We start from the raw sequence: 19310 nt of genomic DNA, 5'->3' as shown, positions 1-19310 counted from the left end.
CGCGAACCTGTTGACAATCCGGGGGTGAACACCGTTCACTCGATCATTGGGTGAACGGTGTTCACCCCGCAGGGGGGGGGCAACGGAGATGGGGACATGGGACGAACGACATCGGCGTCGAGCACGACGGTCACGACGCTGCTGAGCCTGGCGGGTCTCGTCGCGGCTCTGCAGACCACGCTGGTCATTCCGCTGCTCCCGGACTTCCCGGAGATCCTCGACGTCTCGGCCGGCGCCGCGACCTGGCTGGTCACCATCACGTTGCTGACCGGAGCGGTGGCGACCCCCATCGTCTCCCGGTCGGCCGACATGTTCGGCAAGCGCCGGATGATGGTGCTGTCGCTGGCGATGATGGTCGTGGGGTCGTTGATCGCCGCGCTCGGCGGGAGCTACATCGCCGTCCTCGTCGGCCGCGCGCTGCAGGGCTTCTCCTCGGCACTCATCCCGGTCGCCATGGCCGTGCTGCGCGACCTGCTGCCCCGCGAGAAGGTCGCGAGCGCGGTGGCGCTGACCAGTGCCACGATGGGCATCGGTGGCGCACTGGGTCTACCGGCAGCGGGCGTTCTCTACGACACCCTGGGGTGGGCCTCGGTCTTCTACGTCTCGGCGGCTGCCGGTGTGCTCCTGCTGGTCGGCATCCTCGTCACGGTCCCGGCGGGCGCCTCGGGTACCCGGGGCCGCTTCGACCTCGTCGGCGCAGTGCTGTTGTCGCTCGCTCTGGTGGCGCTGCTGCTCGGGATCTCGAAGGGACCGGTCTGGGGCTGGTCGAGTCCGCAGACCCTCGTGAGCCTCGGGGCGGCCGCCGTCGTTCTCGCGATCTGGGTCCCGTACGAACTGCGCGTTCCCGTCCCGATGGTGGATCTGCGGGTCTCGTCCCGTCGCCCTGTTCTGCTCACCAACATCGCCGGGCTCTTCGTCGGCTTCGCGGCGTATGCGAACACCCTCTCCACGACGCAGCAACTGCAACTTCCGGAGATCACCGGTTTCGGATTCGGTCTCAGTGCGGCGACCGCGGGTCTGTGCATGGTTCCGGGTGGACTCACCATGCTTGTCGTCTCTCCGCTGTCGGCGCGCATGACCGCACGATTCGGCGGCCGCACCACTCTGTTGGCCGCAGGACTGCTCATGACCGTGGCCTACGGATTCCGCATGGTCTTCGACGACACCGTCGCACTCATCGTCATCGGGAGCGTCCTCGTCAGCATCGGTAACGCGATGGCCTTCGCGACCATGCCGGCGTTGATCATGGGTGCCGTCCCGCTCTCGGAGACCGCAGCGGCCAACGGACTCAACAGCCTGCTGAGGACGATCGGATCGTCGAGCATGAGCGCGGTGGTCGCGGCACTGGTCGCCGGGCTCACCATGGAAGTCGCCGGGACGGTCTTCCCGGCCCACAGCGCCTTCGTGGCGATGTTCGGGATCGCCGGCGTCGCGACGTTCTCCGCTGGCCTGGCAGCCATGTTCCTTCCGAGGCATCGACCGTCGACGACGAGCGTTGCGGACGCATCCGTGGAGGCGAAGGCGTAGGTGACCGAGCGAACCACCCGCGACGTCATCCTCGACGCCGCACGACCGCTGTTCGCCGAGCGCGGATTCAACGGCACCACGATCAGGGACGTCGCCGAAGCAGCCGGTGTCTCACCGGCTCTCGTGATGAAACTGACCGGCAGCAAGGCCGAGCTCTTCCAGGCGGCAGCTCCGGACTCGCCCGGACTCGCCGAAGCCACGCGTCACGACGAGCCGGTCGGGTACCGGATGGTGCGTGCGGTCGTCGAGCGACGGGATTCGGACGACTACGACTTCTGGGCGGTGGCACCCTTCCTGGTCCGTGAGGCAGCGGATCCGGCTGTGGCCCGCGCACGGACGAACGAGCGGGTCGTCGCCCGCATCGCGGCACTGATCGGGGACGAATCGGCAGGGCTGGTGCGCTCGCAGATCGTCGTCACCCTCCTGCTGGGACTGGCGGGCAGCCTGAGGACGTTCGAGTTGCTGCCGCGCGACGAGATGCCCAGCGAGTCGCTGATCGAGACCTACGGCCGGCTCGTCCAGTCGGTCGTCGACGATCCCGCACTCTGACCGTCCACCGACCGTTTCGTCCACACCGCGCCGGTCGGTGTCACGGAGGTGCCCGCAGCGCCGACGATGAGCAGGCACTTCATGTCGATGTTCGCCGGATCCAGTTTCTCGAGTGTCGTGACCTCGAGCGACTCACCGGGCCGTCCCACATCGCGCCCGATCACGACGACGGTGTCGGCCGGACGATGCTTCAGCAGTACCGTTCTCGCATCCGCGACCTGCGTGGTCCGAGACCGGGACGCCGGGTTGTAGATGCCCAGGACGAGATCGGCCTCCGACACCGCAGCCAACCGCTTCTCGATCACGTCCCACGGCTTGAGTCGATCCGACAGGCTCATCACCGCGAAGTCGCCGCCGATCGGGGCGCCGGCACGCGCCGCGACGGCCTGCACCGCGGAGACACCCGGCAGGACGCGGATCGGCACCGACGCGTAGGTGTCGTCCTGGGCGGCCTCGAACACCGCGGACGCCATCCCGAACACCCCGGCGTCGCCACCGGAGACCACCGCGACCTTCTCGCCCGCCAGCGCGAGGTCGAGAGCGAATCGCGCGCGGTCGACCTCGACGGTGTTGCCACTCGAATGACGGTGCAGGCCGGGACGTACCGGGACGCGATCGACATACGGTCCGTATCCGACGACGTGATCGACCTGCGCGAGTGCGTCGGCGGCCTCGGCGGTCAGCCACTTCTCGTCCGCGGGACCCAACCCGACGACGAACAGTTCGTTCGCCTCCGGATGTGTCACCTCGGTCGCTACGGAGGGCCGTGATCGGTCGGCGACGGCGCGATTCCTCGGCGAGCGGTCACCGGCCGTGAGGATCACCGAGAAGTACGGCACCGCGTCGGCGTCGACCTCGGTGACCGGCAGGATGCGTTGCCGATCCATCGACGCGCGTTCGACATAGACGGCGTCGTCGAGGCGACCGGACTGGGCGAGAGCTTCCCGGACGGCGGGAAACGTCCTGCCCAGCTTCATGATCGCCGCGCCGTCGGTGTCGGCGAGCCGCCGTGCGAGTTCCGGGGCGGGCAACGTGCCGGGCAGGATGGTGAGGACGTCGGTGCGGCGCACCATCGGTTCGGCGGCCGCAGCAGATGCGGCGGACACCGACGTCACCCCCGGCACCACTTCCGTCGGGTATCGCGGAGCGAGGCGGTCGTGCAGGTACATGTACGAGCCGTAGAACAGGGGGTCGCCTTCGCAGAGCACGACGACGGTGCGTCCCGCGTCGAGGTGGACGGCCAGCCGGGCGGCGGACTCGTCGTAGAAATCGGCGATCGCACCGTCGTAGCCGCCCGGGTGATCGGTGGTGCCCGTCGTCACCGGGTACACGAGCAGTTCCTCGATCACCCCGTCCGGGATCAGGTCGGCGGCGATCGACCGGGCGATGGAGCGGCCGTGCGTGCCGGAATAGTAGGCGAGCACGTCGGCCTCGGCGATCAGCCGCGCGGCCTTGCGTGTGATGAGTTCGGGATCACCGGGACCGAGGCCCACGCCGTAGAACCTGCCTGGCATCGTGTCGCTCATTCCTTCTCCTGGGCAAGTGCATTGATCGCGGACGACGCCATCGCCGACCCGCCGCGGCGCCCCCGCACCACCAGATGGGGGATCTGCAGCGGATGGTCGAGCAGCGCCTCCTTCGACTCCGCGGCGCCGATGAACCCGACGGGAACACCGACGATCGCGGCCGGTCGCGGGGCGCCGTCGTCGAGCATCTCGAGCAGATGGAACAGGGCCGTCGGGGCATTGCCTATCGCGACGACGGAGCCTTCGAGGCGGTCGGCCCACAACGACACCGCCGCTGCGGAGCGGGTCGTGCCCCACCGCTCGGCGAGTTCGGGGACACGTGGGTCGGCGAGCAGGCACACCACGTCGTTGCCCGCGGGCAGGCGCGTACGGGTGACCCCGGAGGCCACCATGTTCGCGTCGGTGAGGATCGGAGCACCTGCGTTCAGAGCAGTGCGGGCGGACGGAACAAGATCGGAGTGGATCACGAGATCTCGTGCCAGATCGGTCTGCCCGCTTGCATGGATCATCCGGACCGCGACCTTCTCCGCACTCGCAGGAATCGCGGACAGCTCCGACTCGGCGCGGATCGTCGCGAACGACCGGACGTAGATCTCGGCGCCGTCGGTGACGTAGTCGTACCGACGCGGGGGAGGTCGAAGGGTCACGGGGTGCTCCTGGCGAAAACGAGGCGGTGAGGCGAGTGCGGTGCGCCGCAGGCGCGTTCGCATCCGGCGACGTGAATTCGGGAATCGGTGGTATCTCCGGCGACGATCCGGCGAGCCAGCGCTCGGGTGTCACCTCCGGCGAGGCTACACCCGGGTGCTCCCGTGCACGCGGTCACCCGCTGCCACGCCGAATCCGGGGCCGTCTCGAAGCCGGTTTCGCGCAGCGCAACGAGATTCGACCCGGACGGGAGTACCAGGCCGCGCCACGGCGTGACGACCACACCGCGATCGGGCAGGGCAGCGACCATAGCGGGGGTGAGAATTCCCAGCGGGACCAGCACCGATACCGCGTCGCCGAGCGTGCCGTACGGCATCGTGACGGCCGGTGGCCGTGATGTGGGAAGGGTACCGTCGAGTTCCGCTCCCGCACGCGGAAGTTGGCGCACGTGCCACACCGACCCGCGGATCTCGACGAAGCGGCGGGCGAGTCGCAGGAGCGTCTCCGGAGCCTCCGCGAGTGGCACCGTCGGCCCGTCGAGACCACCCACGACGATGCGTGCGGTGCCGTCGTCGAGTGCGACAGCGGTGAGGTCGCACCGCAAGGCGGCGATGTCGCCGCGACCGTCGTCGAGGCCGAACAGGAACCGGCCCGGTAGGTTGACGAGGGCCGGATCGGCGCACAGCCCGGTATCGAGTTCGCGGACGAGAGGCCGGACGTCGGCGAGTCCGCCCACGAGACCCGACAGCGGCGACGCGACGATGTTCCGCACCCGTTCGTGGCTCGCCGACGGGAGCAGGCCGGCCGCGGCGACGGCATCGGCCAGTCCCGTGGGGACGGCACCGTCCTCGTCGAGGTCGATGCCTCTGAGCTGCAGGTTTCCGCGCGACGTCAGATGCACGTCGCCGTCGGCGTAGGCGATCGACGCGTTCGACAGTGCTCGGAGCGCACCGGCGGGCACCTGCCCTCCGGGCGCGCGAAGCCGCACCAATGCACCGTCCGCCGCGACATGCGGGCGAAGGATTCCGGGGCACCGATCGGGAGGGAGAGAGGGTGGCAGAGCATCCACGGACGCACATGGTTGCACACCTTTCCGGCCGGGTGCGCTACTCTCGGCTTGCCGTGGTGCTCGGGAAGCCGGTGGGAAACCGGCGCGGCCCTCGCCACTGTGAGCGGATAGTTGCTCGCCCTCGTCCGTACCGGTCCGCCGGTGCGGAGGCCACTGGATCTCGGTCCGGGAAGGTCGGTGGAGCAGCGACGACCCGTCAGCCAGGAGACCGGCCACGGCACGTGAGGTCCACGAGGGTTTTGGAGACTGAACATGGCTGTACGCCTGCGTTTTCGGGTTGCGTCGTGACGCGCCTGACTTTGTTGTCGACGTCCGACACCGACCTGCTGTCGGCGCGGTCGAGCGGTGCCGACTGGGTGCTCGGCAACCCGTCGCGCCTCGACGTGTCCGCCGAACTGCCCGCGCTGCTCGGCGGATCCGCCCTGGTCGTGGTGCGGATCCTGGGTTCCGCTCGGAGTTGGCAGGCGGGACTCGATACCGTGCTCGCCGCGGGTGTGCCGGTGGTCGTCCTCGGCGGTGAACAGACCCCGGACGCCGAGCTCATGGGGCGTTCGACGGTGCCGATCGGCATCGCCGCCGAAGCGCATCGCTATCTCGCGCACGGCGGCCCGGCCAATCTCGGGCAGCTCCACGCCTTTCTGAGCGACACCGTGCTGCTCGGCGGTGAGGGTTTCGAACCACCCGCCGAGCTGCCCGAATGGGGTGTGCTCGACCGTCCCGATCCGGTCGACGGCGAGGGGTTGCCGCGCGTCGGCGTGTTGTTCTACCGAGCCCACCACACCAGCGGAAACGTGCAGTTCGCGCACGATCTCGCCGACGCGATCGACGCGACCGGCACGGCTTGCGGCGTCGTGATCCACTGCGCGTCGCTGCGTGGAGCGCCCGAGGATCTGCTCGCCGAACTCGGCACCCTCGACGCGCTGGTCGTGACGGTGCTGGCTGCCGGTGGCACCAGACCTGCCGCCGTGAGCGCGGGAGGCGAGGACGAGGCGTGGGACGTCGGAGCGCTCGCCGCGCTCGACATCCCGATCCTGCAGGCTCTGTGCCTGACGTGGAGTCGTGACGACTGGGCGGAATCGGACGACGGTGTGTCGCCGCTCGATTCGGCCACGCAGATCGCCGTCCCCGAATTCGACGGACGCATCATCACGGTTCCGTTCTCGTTCAAGGAACTCGATGCCGACGGTCTGCCCCGCTACGTCACCGACCCGGAACGGTGTCGGCGCGTCGCCGGTATCGCTGTGGCTCACGCGCGATTACGACATGTGCCTCCGGAGCAGCGCCGGATCGCGGTCATGTTGTCCGCCTACCCGACCAAACATTCCCGTGTCGGCAACGCCGTCGGTCTCGACACGCCGGTGTCGGCGATCCGGATGCTGCGCGCGCTGCGCGATGCCGGATACGACCTCGGCGACGGTTTCCCCGGTATGGACGTCGAGGACGACGCCGAGGCGGGAAACGCCTTGATCCATGCCCTGATCGATGCCGGCGGGCAGGACGAGGAGTGGCTCACCGCCGAACAACTCGCCGGAAATCCGGTGCGGGTGAGCACCTCCGACTATCTTCGGTGGACCGACGGTCTACCGGCCGAGCTCACCGACGCCATGATCGAAGCGTGGGGACCGGCACCGGGACGGTTGTTCGTCGACGGTGACGCCATCGTGCTGGCGACCCTGCAAGCCGGCAACGTGGTGCTGATGATCCAGCCGCCCCGCGGATTCGGCGAGAATCCGGTGGCGATCTACCACGATCCCGACATGGCACCCTCGCACCACTACCTCGCCGCCTACAAGTGGGTCGAGCACGGCTTCGGTGCCGACGCCGTGGTGCATCTCGGCAAACACGGGTCGATGGAGTGGCTGCCGGGCAAGAACGCGGGTCTGTCCGCCGCCTGCGCGACCGACGCCGCGATCGGTAACCTGCCGCTGATCTACCCGTTCCTCGTCAACGATCCGGGCGAAGGGGCGCAGGCCAAACGCCGAGCGCACGCGACGATCGTCGACCACCTCATCCCGCCCATGGCGCGCGCCGAATCCTACGGCGACATCGCTCGTCTCGAACAGCTGCTCGACGAGTACTCGAACATCGCCGCGATGGATCCGGCGAAACTGCCCGCGATCCGGGCGCAGATCTGGACGCTCATCCAGGCGGCGAAGCTGGACCACGATCTCGGACTCGACGACCGCCCGCACGACGCCGAATTCGACGACTTCCTGTTGCACGTCGACGGATGGTTGTGCGAGGTCAAGGACGCGCAGATCCGCGACGGCCTGCACGTCCTCGGCGACGCGCCGACCGGCGAGGCGCGAGTGAATCTCGTGTTGTCGATACTGCGGGCCGCGCAGGTGTGGGGCGGCAGGAGCAACGCCGTCCCGGGTCTGCGCACCGCACTCGGGCTGAAGTCCGATGCTCCGTCGAAGGAGGTCGATGCCGTCGAGAGCGTCGCGCGGTCGCTCGTGGAGGCCATGGAGGACGACGGTTGGCACGCCGGGTCATCTGCACGCATCGTCGAAACCGTGCTCGGCCATCCTGATTCCGAGGTCGCGAGGGTGCTCACCTTCGCTGCCGACGAAGTGGTTCCCCGCCTCGCGGGCACAAGGGTCGAACTCGACGCGGTGCTGCACGCACTCGATGGTGGATACGTCCCGGCCGGTCCGTCCGGCTCACCCTTGCGCGGCCTGGTCAACGTGCTGCCGACCGGGCGCAACTTCTACACCGTCGACCCGAAAGCCGTCCCGAGCCGGCTCGCCTACGACACCGGTGTCGCGTTGGCGGACAATCTGATCGGGCGGTATCTCGCCGACACGGGGGAGTACCCGCAGTCGGTCGGCCTGTCGGTGTGGGGGACCTCGGCGATGCGCACCGCCGGCGACGACATCGCCGAAGTGCTCGCACTCATCGGTGTGCGGCCGGAATGGGACGCCGAGTCGCGTCGGGTGCGCGAACTGACCGTGATCCCGCTCGAGGAACTCGGCCGGCCCCGCATCGACGTCACGGTCCGGATCTCCGGCTTCTTCCGGGACGCGTTCCCACACGTCATCGGGATGCTCGACGACGCGATCCGCATGGTCGCCGCCCTCGACGAACCCGACGAGCAGAACTACGTGCGAGCCCACGCTCGGCGGGACGAAGCCGAACACGGCGACGCCGACCGTGCGGTACGGCGCATCTTCGGATCGAAGCCCGGCTCGTACGGTGCCGGCATCCTGCAACTCATCGACTCAGGCAACTGGCGTACCGACGCCGATCTCGCCGAGGTCTACACGGCCTGGGGCGGATTCGCCTACGGGCGTGGGCTGCACGGTGTTCCGGCCGCCGACGACATGCGTGCGAACTATCGACGGATCGCGGTGGCGGCGAAGAACACCGACACCCGCGAACACGACATCGCCGACTCCGACGACTACTTCCAGTACCACGGCGGCATGGTCGCAACGGTGCGGGCGCTGACGGGCACCGACCCGAAGGCATACATCGGCGATTCCACCACCCCCGATGCGGTGCGCACCCGCTCACTGGCGGAGGAGACCGCACGGGTCTTCCGCGCTCGGGTCGTCAACCCGCGGTGGATCGGTGCGATGCGCCGGCACGGCTACAAGGGCGCATTCGAACTCGCCGCGACCGTCGACTACCTGTTCGGCTACGACGCCACTGCCGGTGTGGTCGAGGACTGGATGTACGAGTCGCTCGCACAGAACTATGCGCTCGACCCGGAGAACCAGCAGTTCCTCCGCGAAGCGAATCCGTGGGCGCTGCGCGGGATCGTCGAACGGCTCACCGAGGCGGCCGATCGCGGGCTGTGGTCCGAACCGGATCCCGAGACGATGAACAGACTGCAGCAGGCCTATCTCGACGTCGAGGGCGATCTCGAGGACCGGGGGTGAGGGTTCGGCTCATCGGGATCGGCCCCGGGGGACCGGACGATCTCACGGTGGCGGCGGTGCGCGCCCTCGAGAGCGTCGACGTCTTCCTTGTGCCCGACAAGAAGCGGGGCGTGGACGATCTCGTGGCGGTCCGCGAAGAGATCCTGCGCCGTCACACTTCCGGTTCCTATCGGATGGTCGTGGTGCCCGACCCGCCCCGCGACCGGAACCCGGAGCGCTACGGAGACGAGGTGCGCGACTGGCACGCCGCCCGCGCCGAGGCATACGAGACCGTTCTGCTCGAACAGGTTCGGGAGGACGAGACGGTCGGCTTCCTGGTCTGGGGGGATCCGAGCTTGTACGACAGCACGATCCGCGTCGTCGAACGCATCCTCGAACGCGGGAGGGTGTGGTTCGACTACGACGTCGTTCCCGGTATCAGCAGCGTGCAACTGCTCGCGGCCCGACATCGTCTCGTGCTCAACACCATCGGCGGGCCGATCACCGTGACGACCGGTCGTCGGTTGCTTCGGGACGTCGCAGCGGGTGCGTCGAACATCGTGGTGATGCTCGACGGCGGCCTTGCCTGCGCCGACCTCGACGGGACGTGGAGCATGTGGTGGGGTGCGAATCTGGGAACCGACGACGAAGAACTCGTCGCGGGCAAGCTTGCCGAGGTGCTTCCCGCGATCCGTGAGGCCCGTGCGCGGGCCAAGCAGGCCCGCGGCTGGGTGATGGACACCTATTTACTGCGGCGAGGGTGAGTTCCGTTCGTCCGGAACCGTTCCCCGCGCATACCAGGCGCGGGCGTCGAGCGAGAACGGTCCGGACGGAAGAGCAGCACGGCAGGCATCACGCACTGCGACGCGGTGCCTTTCGGACATCGAGACCAGGTGCCGACCGGCCGGTCCCACACCGAACGTGAAGGGTTCCCAGAAGTCGGAGAAATCGGCGTAATCGGCGCGCGCGGACAGGGCGCCGCCGACCACCTCGTGCAGACCCGCCCGCCGAAACCGGTCGGCGATGTCGCCTTCGCTGGTACCGGGCAGTGTCCTCTCACCCGGAGTGCCGGGCTCGACCGTTCCCACTGCGGTCCAGAAGACGCGGAGCATCGTCATCCCGCCGGCCGTGGTGTCCCACATGCACGCGGCGACGGTGCCGCCCGGACGGGTCACCCGCACCATCTCCCGCACACCCAGTTCGGGATCGTTCATGAATCCGAGAACCAACGATGCCAGGGTGACGTCGAACGTTCCGTCCGGCCACGGCAGGTTCTCGGCCACCCCGACGCGGACGTCGATCTCCGGTGCGATCTGCCGGCACGCCGCCGCGAACTGGGGAGCGGGATCGATCGCTGCGACGTTCGCTGCACCGACCCGGGCGACCAGTTCACGGGTGAGCCCACCCGGTCCGCATCCCACGTCGCAGACCCGATGCCCGCCCCTCACCCCACCCGCGTCCGCCAGGGCGGGCGCGAGCGTCGCTGCGTAGCGGCCCATGAAGCGGTTGTACTGTTCGGCCGGTCCGGCGAACTGCATGTACTCAACCTATCGGCCCGATCGGTGGCCTCGTGGCCGTTCACATCGTCCGGATCGGGTCACTTCTCGTCGTCGTCCGAACGCTCGACCACCTCGGGGGCGTTCTCCCGGGTCGCCATACCGCCGTTGCGACCGTGATCGACCGGACCCGGCGGGTCCTTGCGCACCTCGTCGTCCTTCTTCTTCGACGTCGTCACTTCTACCTCCGTACGCTGGGCCGACTCGTGTCCGGGCGGATACCCGCAGACGTGCACGCGCACACTTCGGGTGGCGTCGGGTCGCCGGACCGGATTGACTGGACCCAACGACACGAGGAGGCAGCATGCAGATCCGTGACAGGGTTTTCGTCGTCACCGGTGGAGGCAACGGGATCGGACGCGACGTCGTCCTCGAACTCCTCGTGCGTGGGGCGCGGGTCGCGGCGGTCGACCTCCGCGCCGAGGCTCTCGACGGCACCCGTGCCCTGGCGGTCGCGTACGACGACCGTCTGACCACCCACACGGTCGACGTTTCCGATCGCGCCGCCGTCGAAGCCCTGGTGGGCGAGGTGACCGCAGCACACGGGCGGGTCGACGGGGTCGCCAACGTCGCCGGCATCATCCAGAAGTTCGTCCCGTTCGCAGACCTGCCGTACGACGAGATGAACAAGGTGCTCGACGTCAACTACTGGGGCGTCGTCCATATGTGCAAGGCGTTCCTCCCCGAGCTGCTGAGCCGTCCCGAGGCGAGCCTGCTCAACGTGTCGAGCATGGGTGCCTTCGTGCCGGTGCCGGGCCAGTCGGTCTACGGCGCGAGCAAGGCGGCGGTCAAGCTGCTCACCGAGGGCCTGTACGCCGAACTGCGCACGACGAAGGTCGCGGTGACGCTGGTGTTCCCCGGCGCCGTCCGCACCGGCATCGCCGAGAACTCCGGTGCCGCGATCCCGGGACGCAACACCGATGCCTCCGTCAGGATCACCTCGTCCGCCGAGGCCGCACACAGGATCGCCGACGCGATCGAGAAGGGCACCTTCCGGGTGTGCATCGGCAAGGACGCGATGATGCTCGACCTGCTCGCCCGGCTCGTGCCGCGTCGCAGCATCGAGTTCCTGGCGAAGAAGATGGGCTCGCTCGTCGAGCGCTGACCTACCGTCGACCGGTCCGCAGCGGATGCGGCCGGGGCGGGACGTCCGTGGGCGACCGGCTCAGCACGATCGGCAACCACTGCGACGTCATCACGATCATCACCAGCCATTCGGCGATCAACGCCACGGTCGGATGATGCGGAGCGTTCGTGATCATCCCCGCCTGCGACCAGTACGCCAACAGCCCGAAGAACGACGACAGCCCCGAGCCGAGCATCGCGAGCGACGCCAGCTTCCACCGTCGCAGCCACAACGCCAGCGTCGAGATCACCACCCCGAACACCAGGGCCAGGACCGCGAAGATCCGCAGCGGCACCGCTACGGGCGCGGTGTCGCCGAACCAACTGCCGAAGACCGTCCACGACCACGCCGACGACGTCTGCGGAAGCAACATGCACACCGTCAGGACGACGACGCAGACCGCAAGAACCCGGCCGCGGCGGCCGGCGTCGAACTCCCCGGCGACCTTCTTCTCGATCCGGGCGAAGTCGTTCCGATAGGCCGACAGGTCCGCGCTCGTACCGTCCGCGCTCATGCCTCGACCTCTCCGTTCCGACACATGGGTGGCCATTATGCGCCGGACGCCGATGTGACCTCGCTCATGTCGTCCACCTGTCATTATGCTCCGACACACTCGCCGGGACCGGTGCCGGTGTGGCGCCGCGGAGCACCGGGTACCGCCCCTTACGAACCGATCGAGGGAGGGCGACGATGCCGGACCAGGACCAGTACCGCATGCAGCACCCGGGAGAGCAGCACCCGGTTCCGCCGCTCGAGGAGCAACCGGAGATCACCTATCCCGGCGCGACCGCCGATCTGCTCTCCGCCCCCGACCACGGCGAGGCGACCTACCGGGGGAGCGGACGGCTCGAAGGCCGCCGCGCCCTGATCACCGGTGGTGACTCCGGTATCGGACGGGCGGTCGCGGTCGCCTTCGCGCGGGAGGGTGCCGACGTCGTCCTGGCCTATCTCGACGAGGAGGACGAGGACGGCAAGCGGACCGCCGAACTCGTCGAACAGGCGGGACGCCGCGCGGTGCGGATGCCCGGCGACATCCGGGAGGAGGAATTCTGCCGGCGATTGATCGACACGACGGTGTCCGAACTCGGCGGCATCGACATCCTCGTCAACAACGCCACCTACCAGCACCTCGAACCCGGCGGCATCGGCGACATCTCCACCGAGCAGTTCGACCGCGTGATGAAGACGAACCTCTACGCCCTGTTCTGGCTCTCGAAGTTCGCGGTCGCGGAGATGGCCCCGGGCTCGACGATCGTCAACACCACATCGATTCAGGCGGTCAGCCCCTCGCCCGGTCTGCTCGACTACGCGGCCACGAAGGCCGGCATCGTCGACTTCACGAAGGGCCTCGCCTCCGACGTGGCGAGCAAGGGTATCCGCGTCAATGCGGTTGCCCCCGGTCCGATCTGGACGCCGCTCATTCCCGCGACGATGCCGAAGGATGCGTACGAGCAGTTCGGTAAGGACACCCCGCTCGGTCGCCCCGGCCAGCCCGCGGAACTTGCACCGGCCTACGTCTTCCTCGCCTCCCAGGAGTCGAGTTACATCACCGGGGAGACCATCGCCGTCACCGGCGGGGTCCCGTTCACCTGAGGATCAGAGCGCGAAATGGTCATCGGAGCGCGTAACAACGCGTACCGATGACCATTTCGCGCTCCGGAGTTCACGAGGACTGCATGTCGAGCAGCTCCGACACCGTCACGAAACGGTAGCCCTCGGCGCGCATGCGACGACGAGGGTTCTTCGGCCGGATGCCATTCGGACATGGTGCCTCATCCGGTGTCGATGGGTGGCGGACGCCCGGTTGCGCGGTTCCGGGACCGACGCCGGGTCTTGTACTGTTCGTAGCGACGTAGGGAACAACGGTGCGAATCCGTGGCTGTCCCGCAACTGTCACCGAGGAGTGATCCCCCAACAGCATGGTCACGGCCCATACGGGTTGGAAGGCCGGGGGCGAGCGTCGATCCGGGAGCCAGGACACCTGCGTCGCCGAAGCAGGACCCACGAGGATGGACATGAACAATTCGATATTCACCGCCCGTACGAGGCGGTATTCGGTGGTGCGCGTCGGCGTCGCATTGATGGCGGCGGCGCTGACCGTGTCGGGATGCTCGTCGAACGACGAACAATCGACTCCGCCCGAGCCGGACACAGCCGCGACGGCGTACCCGCTCACCATCGAGAACTGCGGCAGGACGCTCACCGTCGACGCGCCACCACAGCGGGCGGTGTCCCTGAATCAGGGATCCACCGAGATCCTGCTGTCGCTCGGTCTCGCCGACCGCATGGTCGGCACCGCGACCTGGACCGATCCCGTTCGGGAGAACCTCGCCGACGAGAACGCGAAGGTTCCGCGTCTGGCTGACAACAAGCCGTCCTTCGAGGTCGTGCTCGATACGGAACCGGATTTCGTCTCGGCGTCCTTCGGCGGAACGCTCGGACCCGGTGGGGTTGCCGAACCGTCGCAGTTCGAGCAACTCGGGGTGCCCGCCTACCTGTCGCCCACCGATTGCGACGGCAAGGACGACAACAGCGTCAACGCCGACGGCAACCGCACCGAACCGCTGACCATGGACGCGGTGTACAAGGAGATCCGCGACCTCGCCGCGATCTTCGACGTGCGTGAGCGCGGTGAGCAGTTCGTCGCCGAACTCGAACAGCGGTACGAGGACGCGTCGGGACAGGTGAACGCGAACGGAGTGTCGCTCGCGTACTGGTTCGCCGATATCGAGACCCCGTATGTGGCGGGTTGCTGCGGATCGTCGGGCATCATCACCGATTCCGTCGGAGCGAAGAACGTCTTCGACGACACCACGAACGAGTGGCCTCAGGTGAGCTGGGAGTCGATCCTCGATCGTGACCCGACCGCGCTCGTTCTGGCCGACCTGAGCCGCCGCAGCATCACCGGGGACGCTCTGGACAGCAAGATCGAGTTCCTGGAATCGAATCCGGTCACCCAGCGCCTGAGTGCGGTGCAGAACCGGCGGTACATCGTGGTCAACGGCGCCGATATGAACCCGTCCATCCGCACGATCGACGGAATCGAGAAGGTCGCCGACGCCCTGCGCGAGTGGAATCTCGACAACTGATGGTGACGTCCACTGCCCGGCGACCCGCGGAGGTTCGCCGGGTTCCGGTGGCCGGTGTCGTGGTGGTCGCGGGACTGATCGTTCTCGCACTGTCGATCGCGGTGACCGTCACGATCGGCCCGGCCGAGCTGTCCGTCGTCGACGTCTACGCGGTGATCTTCGAACGCTTGGGACTGGGTGACAGCTCGGTCAGTGCGATTCGGGAAGGGATCGTGTGGGAACTGCGTCTGCCCCGCACGCTGCTCGCCGCCGTGTGCGGCGCCGGACTCGCGGTGTGCGGGGCGATCATGCAGTCGCTGCTGCGCAATCCGCTTGCCGATCCGTTCGTTCTCGGCATCTCGTCGGGTGCGTCGACCGGAGCCGTGATGATCGCCGTACTCGGCATCGGTGGTGGCGCTGTGTCGCTGTCGAGTGGAGCCTTTCTCGGTGCTCTCGCCTCGTTTGCTCTCGTGCTGCTGTTGGCTACCGGCGCAGGGGGCGGAACCTCCCGCGTGGTTCTGGCCGGAGTTGCAGGGACACAACTGTTCTCGGCTCTGACATCGTTCATCGTCATCTCGTCCGCCGACGCGGAACGCACTCGGGGAGTGTTGTTCTGGCTGCTCGGTTCGTTGTCCGGTGCCACCTGGACAGATGTGGCGCTCTGCGGATCGGTCTGCGCCGCCGGGATCGTGGTGTGCCTGGTGAAGGCATCGTCACTGGACGCCTTCACCTTCGGTTCGTCGACCGCGGCGACCCTCGGGATCTCGGTCGGGCGCACACGGCTGCTGTTCCTGATGGTGACGGCCCTGATCACCGCTGTCCTGGTCAGTGCGGCCGGCGCGATCGGGTTCGTGGGACTGGTGCTTCCGCACGCGGCCCGCTTCCTGGTCGGCCCCCGCCACAGCCGCCTGGTCCCGGTCACCGCCGTCGTCGGAGCAGTCTTCATGGTGTGGGTCGACGCGGTCGCCCGCACCGTGTTCGCACCGCAAGAGGTCCCCGTCGGCGTGGTGACGGCCCTGATCGGAGTGCCCGCTTTTGCCCTGATTCTCTTCCGTACGAGGAGTACCCCGTGACACTGTCCGCGAAGTCGCTGCGGTGGAGCCGCGGCGGAAACCTCGTCGTCGACGAAGTGACGATCGATCCCGTGCCCGGGGAAACGATCGGGCTGCTCGGACCGAACGGCTCGGGGAAATCGTCGTTGCTCCGTCTGCTGGCCGGCGTCGATCGGCCGGACTCGGGTGTGGTGACGCTCGACGGCACCGATCTGCGCAACCTCGGCCGCCGGACACTTGCCCGTCGCGTCGCTATGGTCGGACAGCACGCACACACCGAGGTCGACATCCGAGTGCGAGACGTGGTGCGTCTCGGACGAATTCCTCATGCAGATACTTTTGGACGCGACGACGGGGGAGACCTCGCCATCGCGAACGCACTCGAAGCGACCGGTATGACGCAGCACGCCGATCGTCTGTGGCGGTCGATGTCGGGCGGCGAACGTCAGCGCGCGCAGATCGCGCGGGCGCTGGCACAGGAACCCGAGGAGCTACTGCTCGACGAGCCGACCAACCACCTCGACATCGCGCATCAGCTCGACATCCTCGAACGGGTCGTAGCGCTACCGGTGACGAGTTATGTTGCCCTGCACGATCTCAACCTCGCCGCCATGTTCTGTGATCGAGTGGTCGTGCTCGAGAAGGGGCGGGTCGTCGCGTGCGGAACGCCGGCCGAGGCGCTGACCGCCGACATGATCGAGCAGGTGTACGGCGTGCGTGCCACGGTGGACGACGACGGGGGTGCGCCGGTAATCCGTTACCGGCGGTTGCGCGCACCGGTGCCGTCCCGGATGCAGTAGATCCGCGCTACGACCCCGGCCGGTCCCGTGGCCCCGTTCATTCCTGCGCCATGGACTCCTGGAAACGTCGTGTCCGTTCGTCGTAGGAAAGCCGAGAGCACCAGGAACAGTAACGGCCGTCGGGGGCGGCATACCAATGGCAACAGGTTCTGCGGTCGTACTGGAGACGAGGACCGGCAGGGCCGGTGAGAATCCGTAGGTCACCGCAACGCTGTAGTTCGGGCCGGGCCGAGAGCAAACTTTCTGCGAGAACGCTGATTTCCTGCATGTTCGGATTCGGGTCGGGTCGTCGCGCAAGTGTTCGGAAGGCACCGGCGAATCCCGCCGCGATATTGCCCAGGAGGTTGCCCATCCCGGGGCCTGTCTCGGCGCGCACACTCTGCGCGAGAGGCGCCAGGTGTCCGTCGACACTCGCCTCGAGAAGATCTTCGGGGGTGGCATCGGCCAGTGCGCTCGGTGTGCCCAGCACCACCAGATCCGGCGTGCCGGAAACAAAGCGCACGCGGACGTTCGGGGCACGCAGGTCCAGCGCGACGCCGTGCAGTACCCACGCCGCTGCCGCGACGGCGCAGACACGATGGCAGTAGCGTTGGAAGACCAGGGAACCGACGTGCCGTGCGACAGGCATCCGGCGAAACCGAGCGTGCAACTCGATCATTCTTCGTGCTTCCCCGGACGCCGGGTCGCAGAGTTGTGCGCCGGCGAACCAGTCGACCTCGGCGTCGTCTGCGGTGCCCTTCCTCGGCGTGGTGCCGACATGAAAAGGGGGACCGAGCGCATCGATCGTGTCCAGGATCGTGTCGAGATCTGTCATAGGTCTGAGTTCTTCCTTCACGGCCGGTACACCACGTACCTGCTTTTCGATGAGGAGGCCCGAGGGCGCGGGATGGTACGACCGACGCGACGACAGTTGGTGATGCCATCGCCGACGGTGAGATGGGTCGAATCATGCAGACACCGCTGAGATGCCGGGAGCCAAGAGATTCCGGAGTCCACGAGCTTACCTGGGGTACTGAAATCCCAGTCTTCGGGTCCGGCCTATAACACCTGCTCCTTTTTGTGTAAGGTTCTCCTCGAGTCAGTCGTAGTTCCAATACGCAACATGTATCGGAACTACAGGGAATCCGGTGAGAATCCGGAACTGTCGCGCAGCGGTAAAGGGTACCGACAGGGCACATGCCACTGGACCGTAGATGGTCTGGGAAGGCGCCCAGTGGGCACGATCCTGAGTCCGAATACCAGCTGGCTCACCGAATGACAACGCGGGCCTCGCGATTGGGCCCCAGTTACGAAAGAGCGATCGATGCGCGCCTACGCCAGAGGTCCCCTCATACCTGTTCGTGTATTTGCTTCCCCCGAAGTAAGCCACCGACCCCGCAATGGGGCACTGCACTACACCTGTCGGTGAGTCGAGTTGCTCGAGGTCGCGAAACCTCCTCGACGCACTCGGGTTCCGGCGATTCCACTACTGGCCGCGCTTGTCGTCGCGGTCGTCGTCAGTGGATTCGTTTCCTTGACTCTCGGATCGGAACCCGTGCCCTTGTCGGCTACCTGGGACGTGGTGCGGGCCCGCCTCGGTGGCGGGGCCGGCCCTGATCCCGTCTACGACACGATCATCTGGGAACTCCGAGCACCTCGCATCCTGATGGCGCTGATCGTCGGCGCAGGCCTGGCGATGGCCGGCGCCGCAATGCAAACACTCGTGAAGAATCCCCTGGCCGACCCGTACCTTCTGGGAATCTCGGCCGGAGCGGGTGTCGGAGCCACCCTGGTCATCATGTTCGGTGTGCTGACCACACTCGGCATCTGGGCGTTGTCGCTGGGCGCATTGATCGGTGCGATGGTTGCCGGAGCCGCGGTCTTCGGTGTTTCCATGGCCCAAGGAGGACTGACACCTCTTCGGTTGATTCTCACCGGTGTCGTCATGGCGTCAGCGTTCTCGTCGATATCGAGCTTTCTCGTCTTCCTCAGCGACGACCGCGATGCCGTTCGCTCGGTCCTGCACTGGACACTCGGAAGCGTCGCAGGCTCGATGTGGGAGCAGATCCTTCCGGCACTTGTCGTCGTGCTCGTATCCGCGGGCATATTGTTCGCGATCCATTCGTGGCTCGACGCGCTGGCGAGCGGACCGGACGTCGCCAGAGCCCTCGGTGTTCCCGTCCGGGGGCTTCGGTTCGGGTTGTTCGCGCTGTCGTCGATTCTGGTCGGCGTGCTGGTCTCGGTATCCGGCGGGATCGGGTTCGTGGGCCTGATCATGCCGCATCTGGCCAGGATCATGGTGGGGGCACGCCACCGCATCGTCCTGCCGGTCGCTGCACTCGGTGGAGCCCTGTTCCTCTTGTGGATCGATATTGCCGCCCGCGTTCTGCTCAGTCCCGAGGAACTTCCCCTCGGCGTGATGACGGGCCTGGTCGGGGCGCCCGTCTTCCTCTTCCTGCTCGGACGGCGCCACTACAGTTTCTCGGACGGTGATTGATGCACATGCAGGTGCGCAACGTTCGTTGCACGGTCGCGGGTGCGGACATTCTG

At 67.4% G+C, this 19310-nt stretch carries 17 protein-coding genes and 3 riboswitches; of the genes, 10 read left to right on the top strand and 7 right to left on the bottom strand.

Annotated features, from left to right (window positions below):
* Positions 1-96 precede the first annotated feature (96 nt).
* Together CKW34_RS19440 and CKW34_RS19435 are read left to right on the top strand one after the other, a co-directional pair.
* Complete coding sequence (locus CKW34_RS19440; protein ID WP_059384576.1) at positions 97-1527, top strand: MFS transporter; 1431 nt, start codon at positions 97-99, stop codon at positions 1525-1527.
* Positions 1528-2076, top strand: a complete 549-nt coding sequence (locus CKW34_RS19435) for a TetR/AcrR family transcriptional regulator (protein ID WP_059384575.1) — start codon at positions 1528-1530, stop codon at positions 2074-2076.
* On the opposite strand, the gene CKW34_RS19430 is transcribed toward CKW34_RS19435, so the two are convergent.
* Genes CKW34_RS19430 through CKW34_RS19420 form a run of 3 tightly spaced genes read right to left on the bottom strand, consistent with a single transcriptional unit; the run spans position 2031 to position 5235 of the window.
* Positions 2031-3602: a precorrin-2 C(20)-methyltransferase gene (locus tag CKW34_RS19430; RefSeq protein WP_059384574.1), complete on the bottom strand. Its 1572-nt coding sequence runs from the start codon at positions 3600-3602 to the stop codon at positions 2031-2033. The two genes, CKW34_RS19435 and CKW34_RS19430, sit on opposite strands and share 46 nt — an antisense overlap.
* Positions 3599-4249, bottom strand: coding sequence for a precorrin-8X methylmutase (locus tag CKW34_RS19425; RefSeq protein ID WP_016691521.1), 651 nt, complete (start codon positions 4247-4249; stop codon positions 3599-3601). The genes CKW34_RS19430 and CKW34_RS19425 overlap by 4 nt, the downstream gene beginning before the upstream one ends.
* Complete coding sequence (locus CKW34_RS19420; RefSeq protein WP_095092053.1) at positions 4246-5235, bottom strand: cobalamin biosynthesis protein CobG; 990 nt, start codon at positions 5233-5235, stop codon at positions 4246-4248. Before CKW34_RS19420 ends, CKW34_RS19425 begins: the two co-directional genes overlap by 4 nt.
* Before the next feature lie 118 nt (positions 5236-5353).
* Positions 5354-5547, top strand: a riboswitch (cobalamin riboswitch).
* A gap of 53 nt (positions 5548-5600) precedes the next feature.
* Here CKW34_RS19420 and cobN point away from each other — a divergent pair.
* A complete protein-coding gene (gene cobN, locus CKW34_RS19415) occupies positions 5601-9200 on the top strand; it encodes a cobaltochelatase subunit CobN (protein ID WP_059384565.1) in 3600 nt (1199 codons plus the stop codon).
* A complete protein-coding gene (gene cobF / locus CKW34_RS19410) occupies positions 9197-9943 on the top strand; it encodes a precorrin-6A synthase (deacetylating) (RefSeq protein WP_059384564.1) in 747 nt (248 codons plus the stop codon). Before cobN ends, cobF begins: the two co-directional genes overlap by 4 nt.
* On the opposite strand, the gene CKW34_RS19405 is transcribed toward cobF, so the two are convergent.
* Together CKW34_RS19405 and CKW34_RS24495 are read right to left on the bottom strand one after the other, a co-directional pair.
* Positions 9926-10717, bottom strand: coding sequence for a class I SAM-dependent methyltransferase (locus tag CKW34_RS19405; RefSeq protein WP_059384563.1), 792 nt, complete (start codon positions 10715-10717; stop codon positions 9926-9928). The genes cobF and CKW34_RS19405 overlap by 18 nt on opposite strands.
* A 59-nt stretch (positions 10718-10776) precedes the next feature.
* Positions 10777-10914 (bottom strand): hypothetical protein, encoded by a 138-nt coding sequence (locus CKW34_RS24495; RefSeq protein ID WP_016691526.1) that lies wholly within the window; start codon positions 10912-10914, stop codon positions 10777-10779.
* 125 nt (positions 10915-11039) lie between these two features.
* On the opposite strand from CKW34_RS24495, the gene CKW34_RS19400 reads away from it, so the two are divergent.
* Positions 11040-11840, top strand: a complete 801-nt coding sequence (locus tag CKW34_RS19400) for an SDR family NAD(P)-dependent oxidoreductase (protein WP_016691527.1) — start codon at positions 11040-11042, stop codon at positions 11838-11840.
* Position 11841: 1 nt separating this feature from the next.
* On the opposite strand, the gene CKW34_RS19395 is transcribed toward CKW34_RS19400, so the two are convergent.
* Positions 11842-12375: an Rv2732c family membrane protein gene (locus CKW34_RS19395; RefSeq protein WP_059384562.1), complete on the bottom strand. Its 534-nt coding sequence runs from the start codon at positions 12373-12375 to the stop codon at positions 11842-11844.
* Positions 12376-12551: 176 nt separating this feature from the next.
* Between CKW34_RS19395 and CKW34_RS19390 the strand changes: the two genes are divergently transcribed.
* The 4 genes from CKW34_RS19390 to CKW34_RS19375 all read left to right on the top strand — a co-directional run bounded on the left by CKW34_RS19390 (position 12552) and on the right by CKW34_RS19375 (position 16781).
* Positions 12552-13454, top strand: coding sequence for a glucose 1-dehydrogenase (locus CKW34_RS19390; RefSeq protein ID WP_059384561.1), 903 nt, complete (start codon positions 12552-12554; stop codon positions 13452-13454).
* Between the two features lie 228 nt (positions 13455-13682).
* Positions 13683-13864, top strand: a riboswitch (cobalamin riboswitch).
* 78 nt (positions 13865-13942) lie between these two features.
* A complete protein-coding gene (locus CKW34_RS19385; protein ID WP_059384572.1) occupies positions 13943-14950 on the top strand; it encodes an ABC transporter substrate-binding protein in 1008 nt (335 codons plus the stop codon).
* Positions 14950-16002, top strand: a complete 1053-nt coding sequence (locus CKW34_RS19380) for a FecCD family ABC transporter permease (RefSeq protein WP_059384560.1) — start codon at positions 14950-14952, stop codon at positions 16000-16002. The genes CKW34_RS19385 and CKW34_RS19380 overlap by 1 nt, the downstream gene beginning before the upstream one ends.
* The gene (locus CKW34_RS19375; RefSeq protein WP_059384559.1) at positions 15999-16781 is read left to right on the top strand and encodes an ABC transporter ATP-binding protein; all 783 of its coding nucleotides are present in this window, start codon (positions 15999-16001) and stop codon (positions 16779-16781) included. Before CKW34_RS19380 ends, CKW34_RS19375 begins: the two co-directional genes overlap by 4 nt.
* Positions 16782-16818: 37 nt before the next feature.
* On the opposite strand, the gene CKW34_RS19370 is transcribed toward CKW34_RS19375, so the two are convergent.
* Positions 16819-17616, bottom strand: a complete 798-nt coding sequence (locus CKW34_RS19370; protein WP_231921748.1) for an IucA/IucC family C-terminal-domain containing protein — start codon at positions 17614-17616, stop codon at positions 16819-16821.
* A gap of 227 nt (positions 17617-17843) precedes the next feature.
* Positions 17844-18042: riboswitch (cobalamin riboswitch) on the top strand.
* Between the two features lie 153 nt (positions 18043-18195).
* Between CKW34_RS19370 and CKW34_RS19365 the strand changes: the two genes are divergently transcribed.
* Complete coding sequence (locus CKW34_RS19365; RefSeq protein ID WP_059384557.1) at positions 18196-19257, top strand: FecCD family ABC transporter permease; 1062 nt, start codon at positions 18196-18198, stop codon at positions 19255-19257.
* The last annotated feature ends 53 nt before the right edge of the window (positions 19258-19310 follow it).

The sequence above is a fragment of the Rhodococcus rhodochrous genome, assembly GCF_900187265.1.
GTDB lineage: Bacteria > Actinomycetota > Actinomycetes > Mycobacteriales > Mycobacteriaceae > Rhodococcus > Rhodococcus rhodochrous.
Note: the sequence above shows the minus strand (reverse complement) of the source record. Positions and strands in the feature narration are given on the sequence as shown.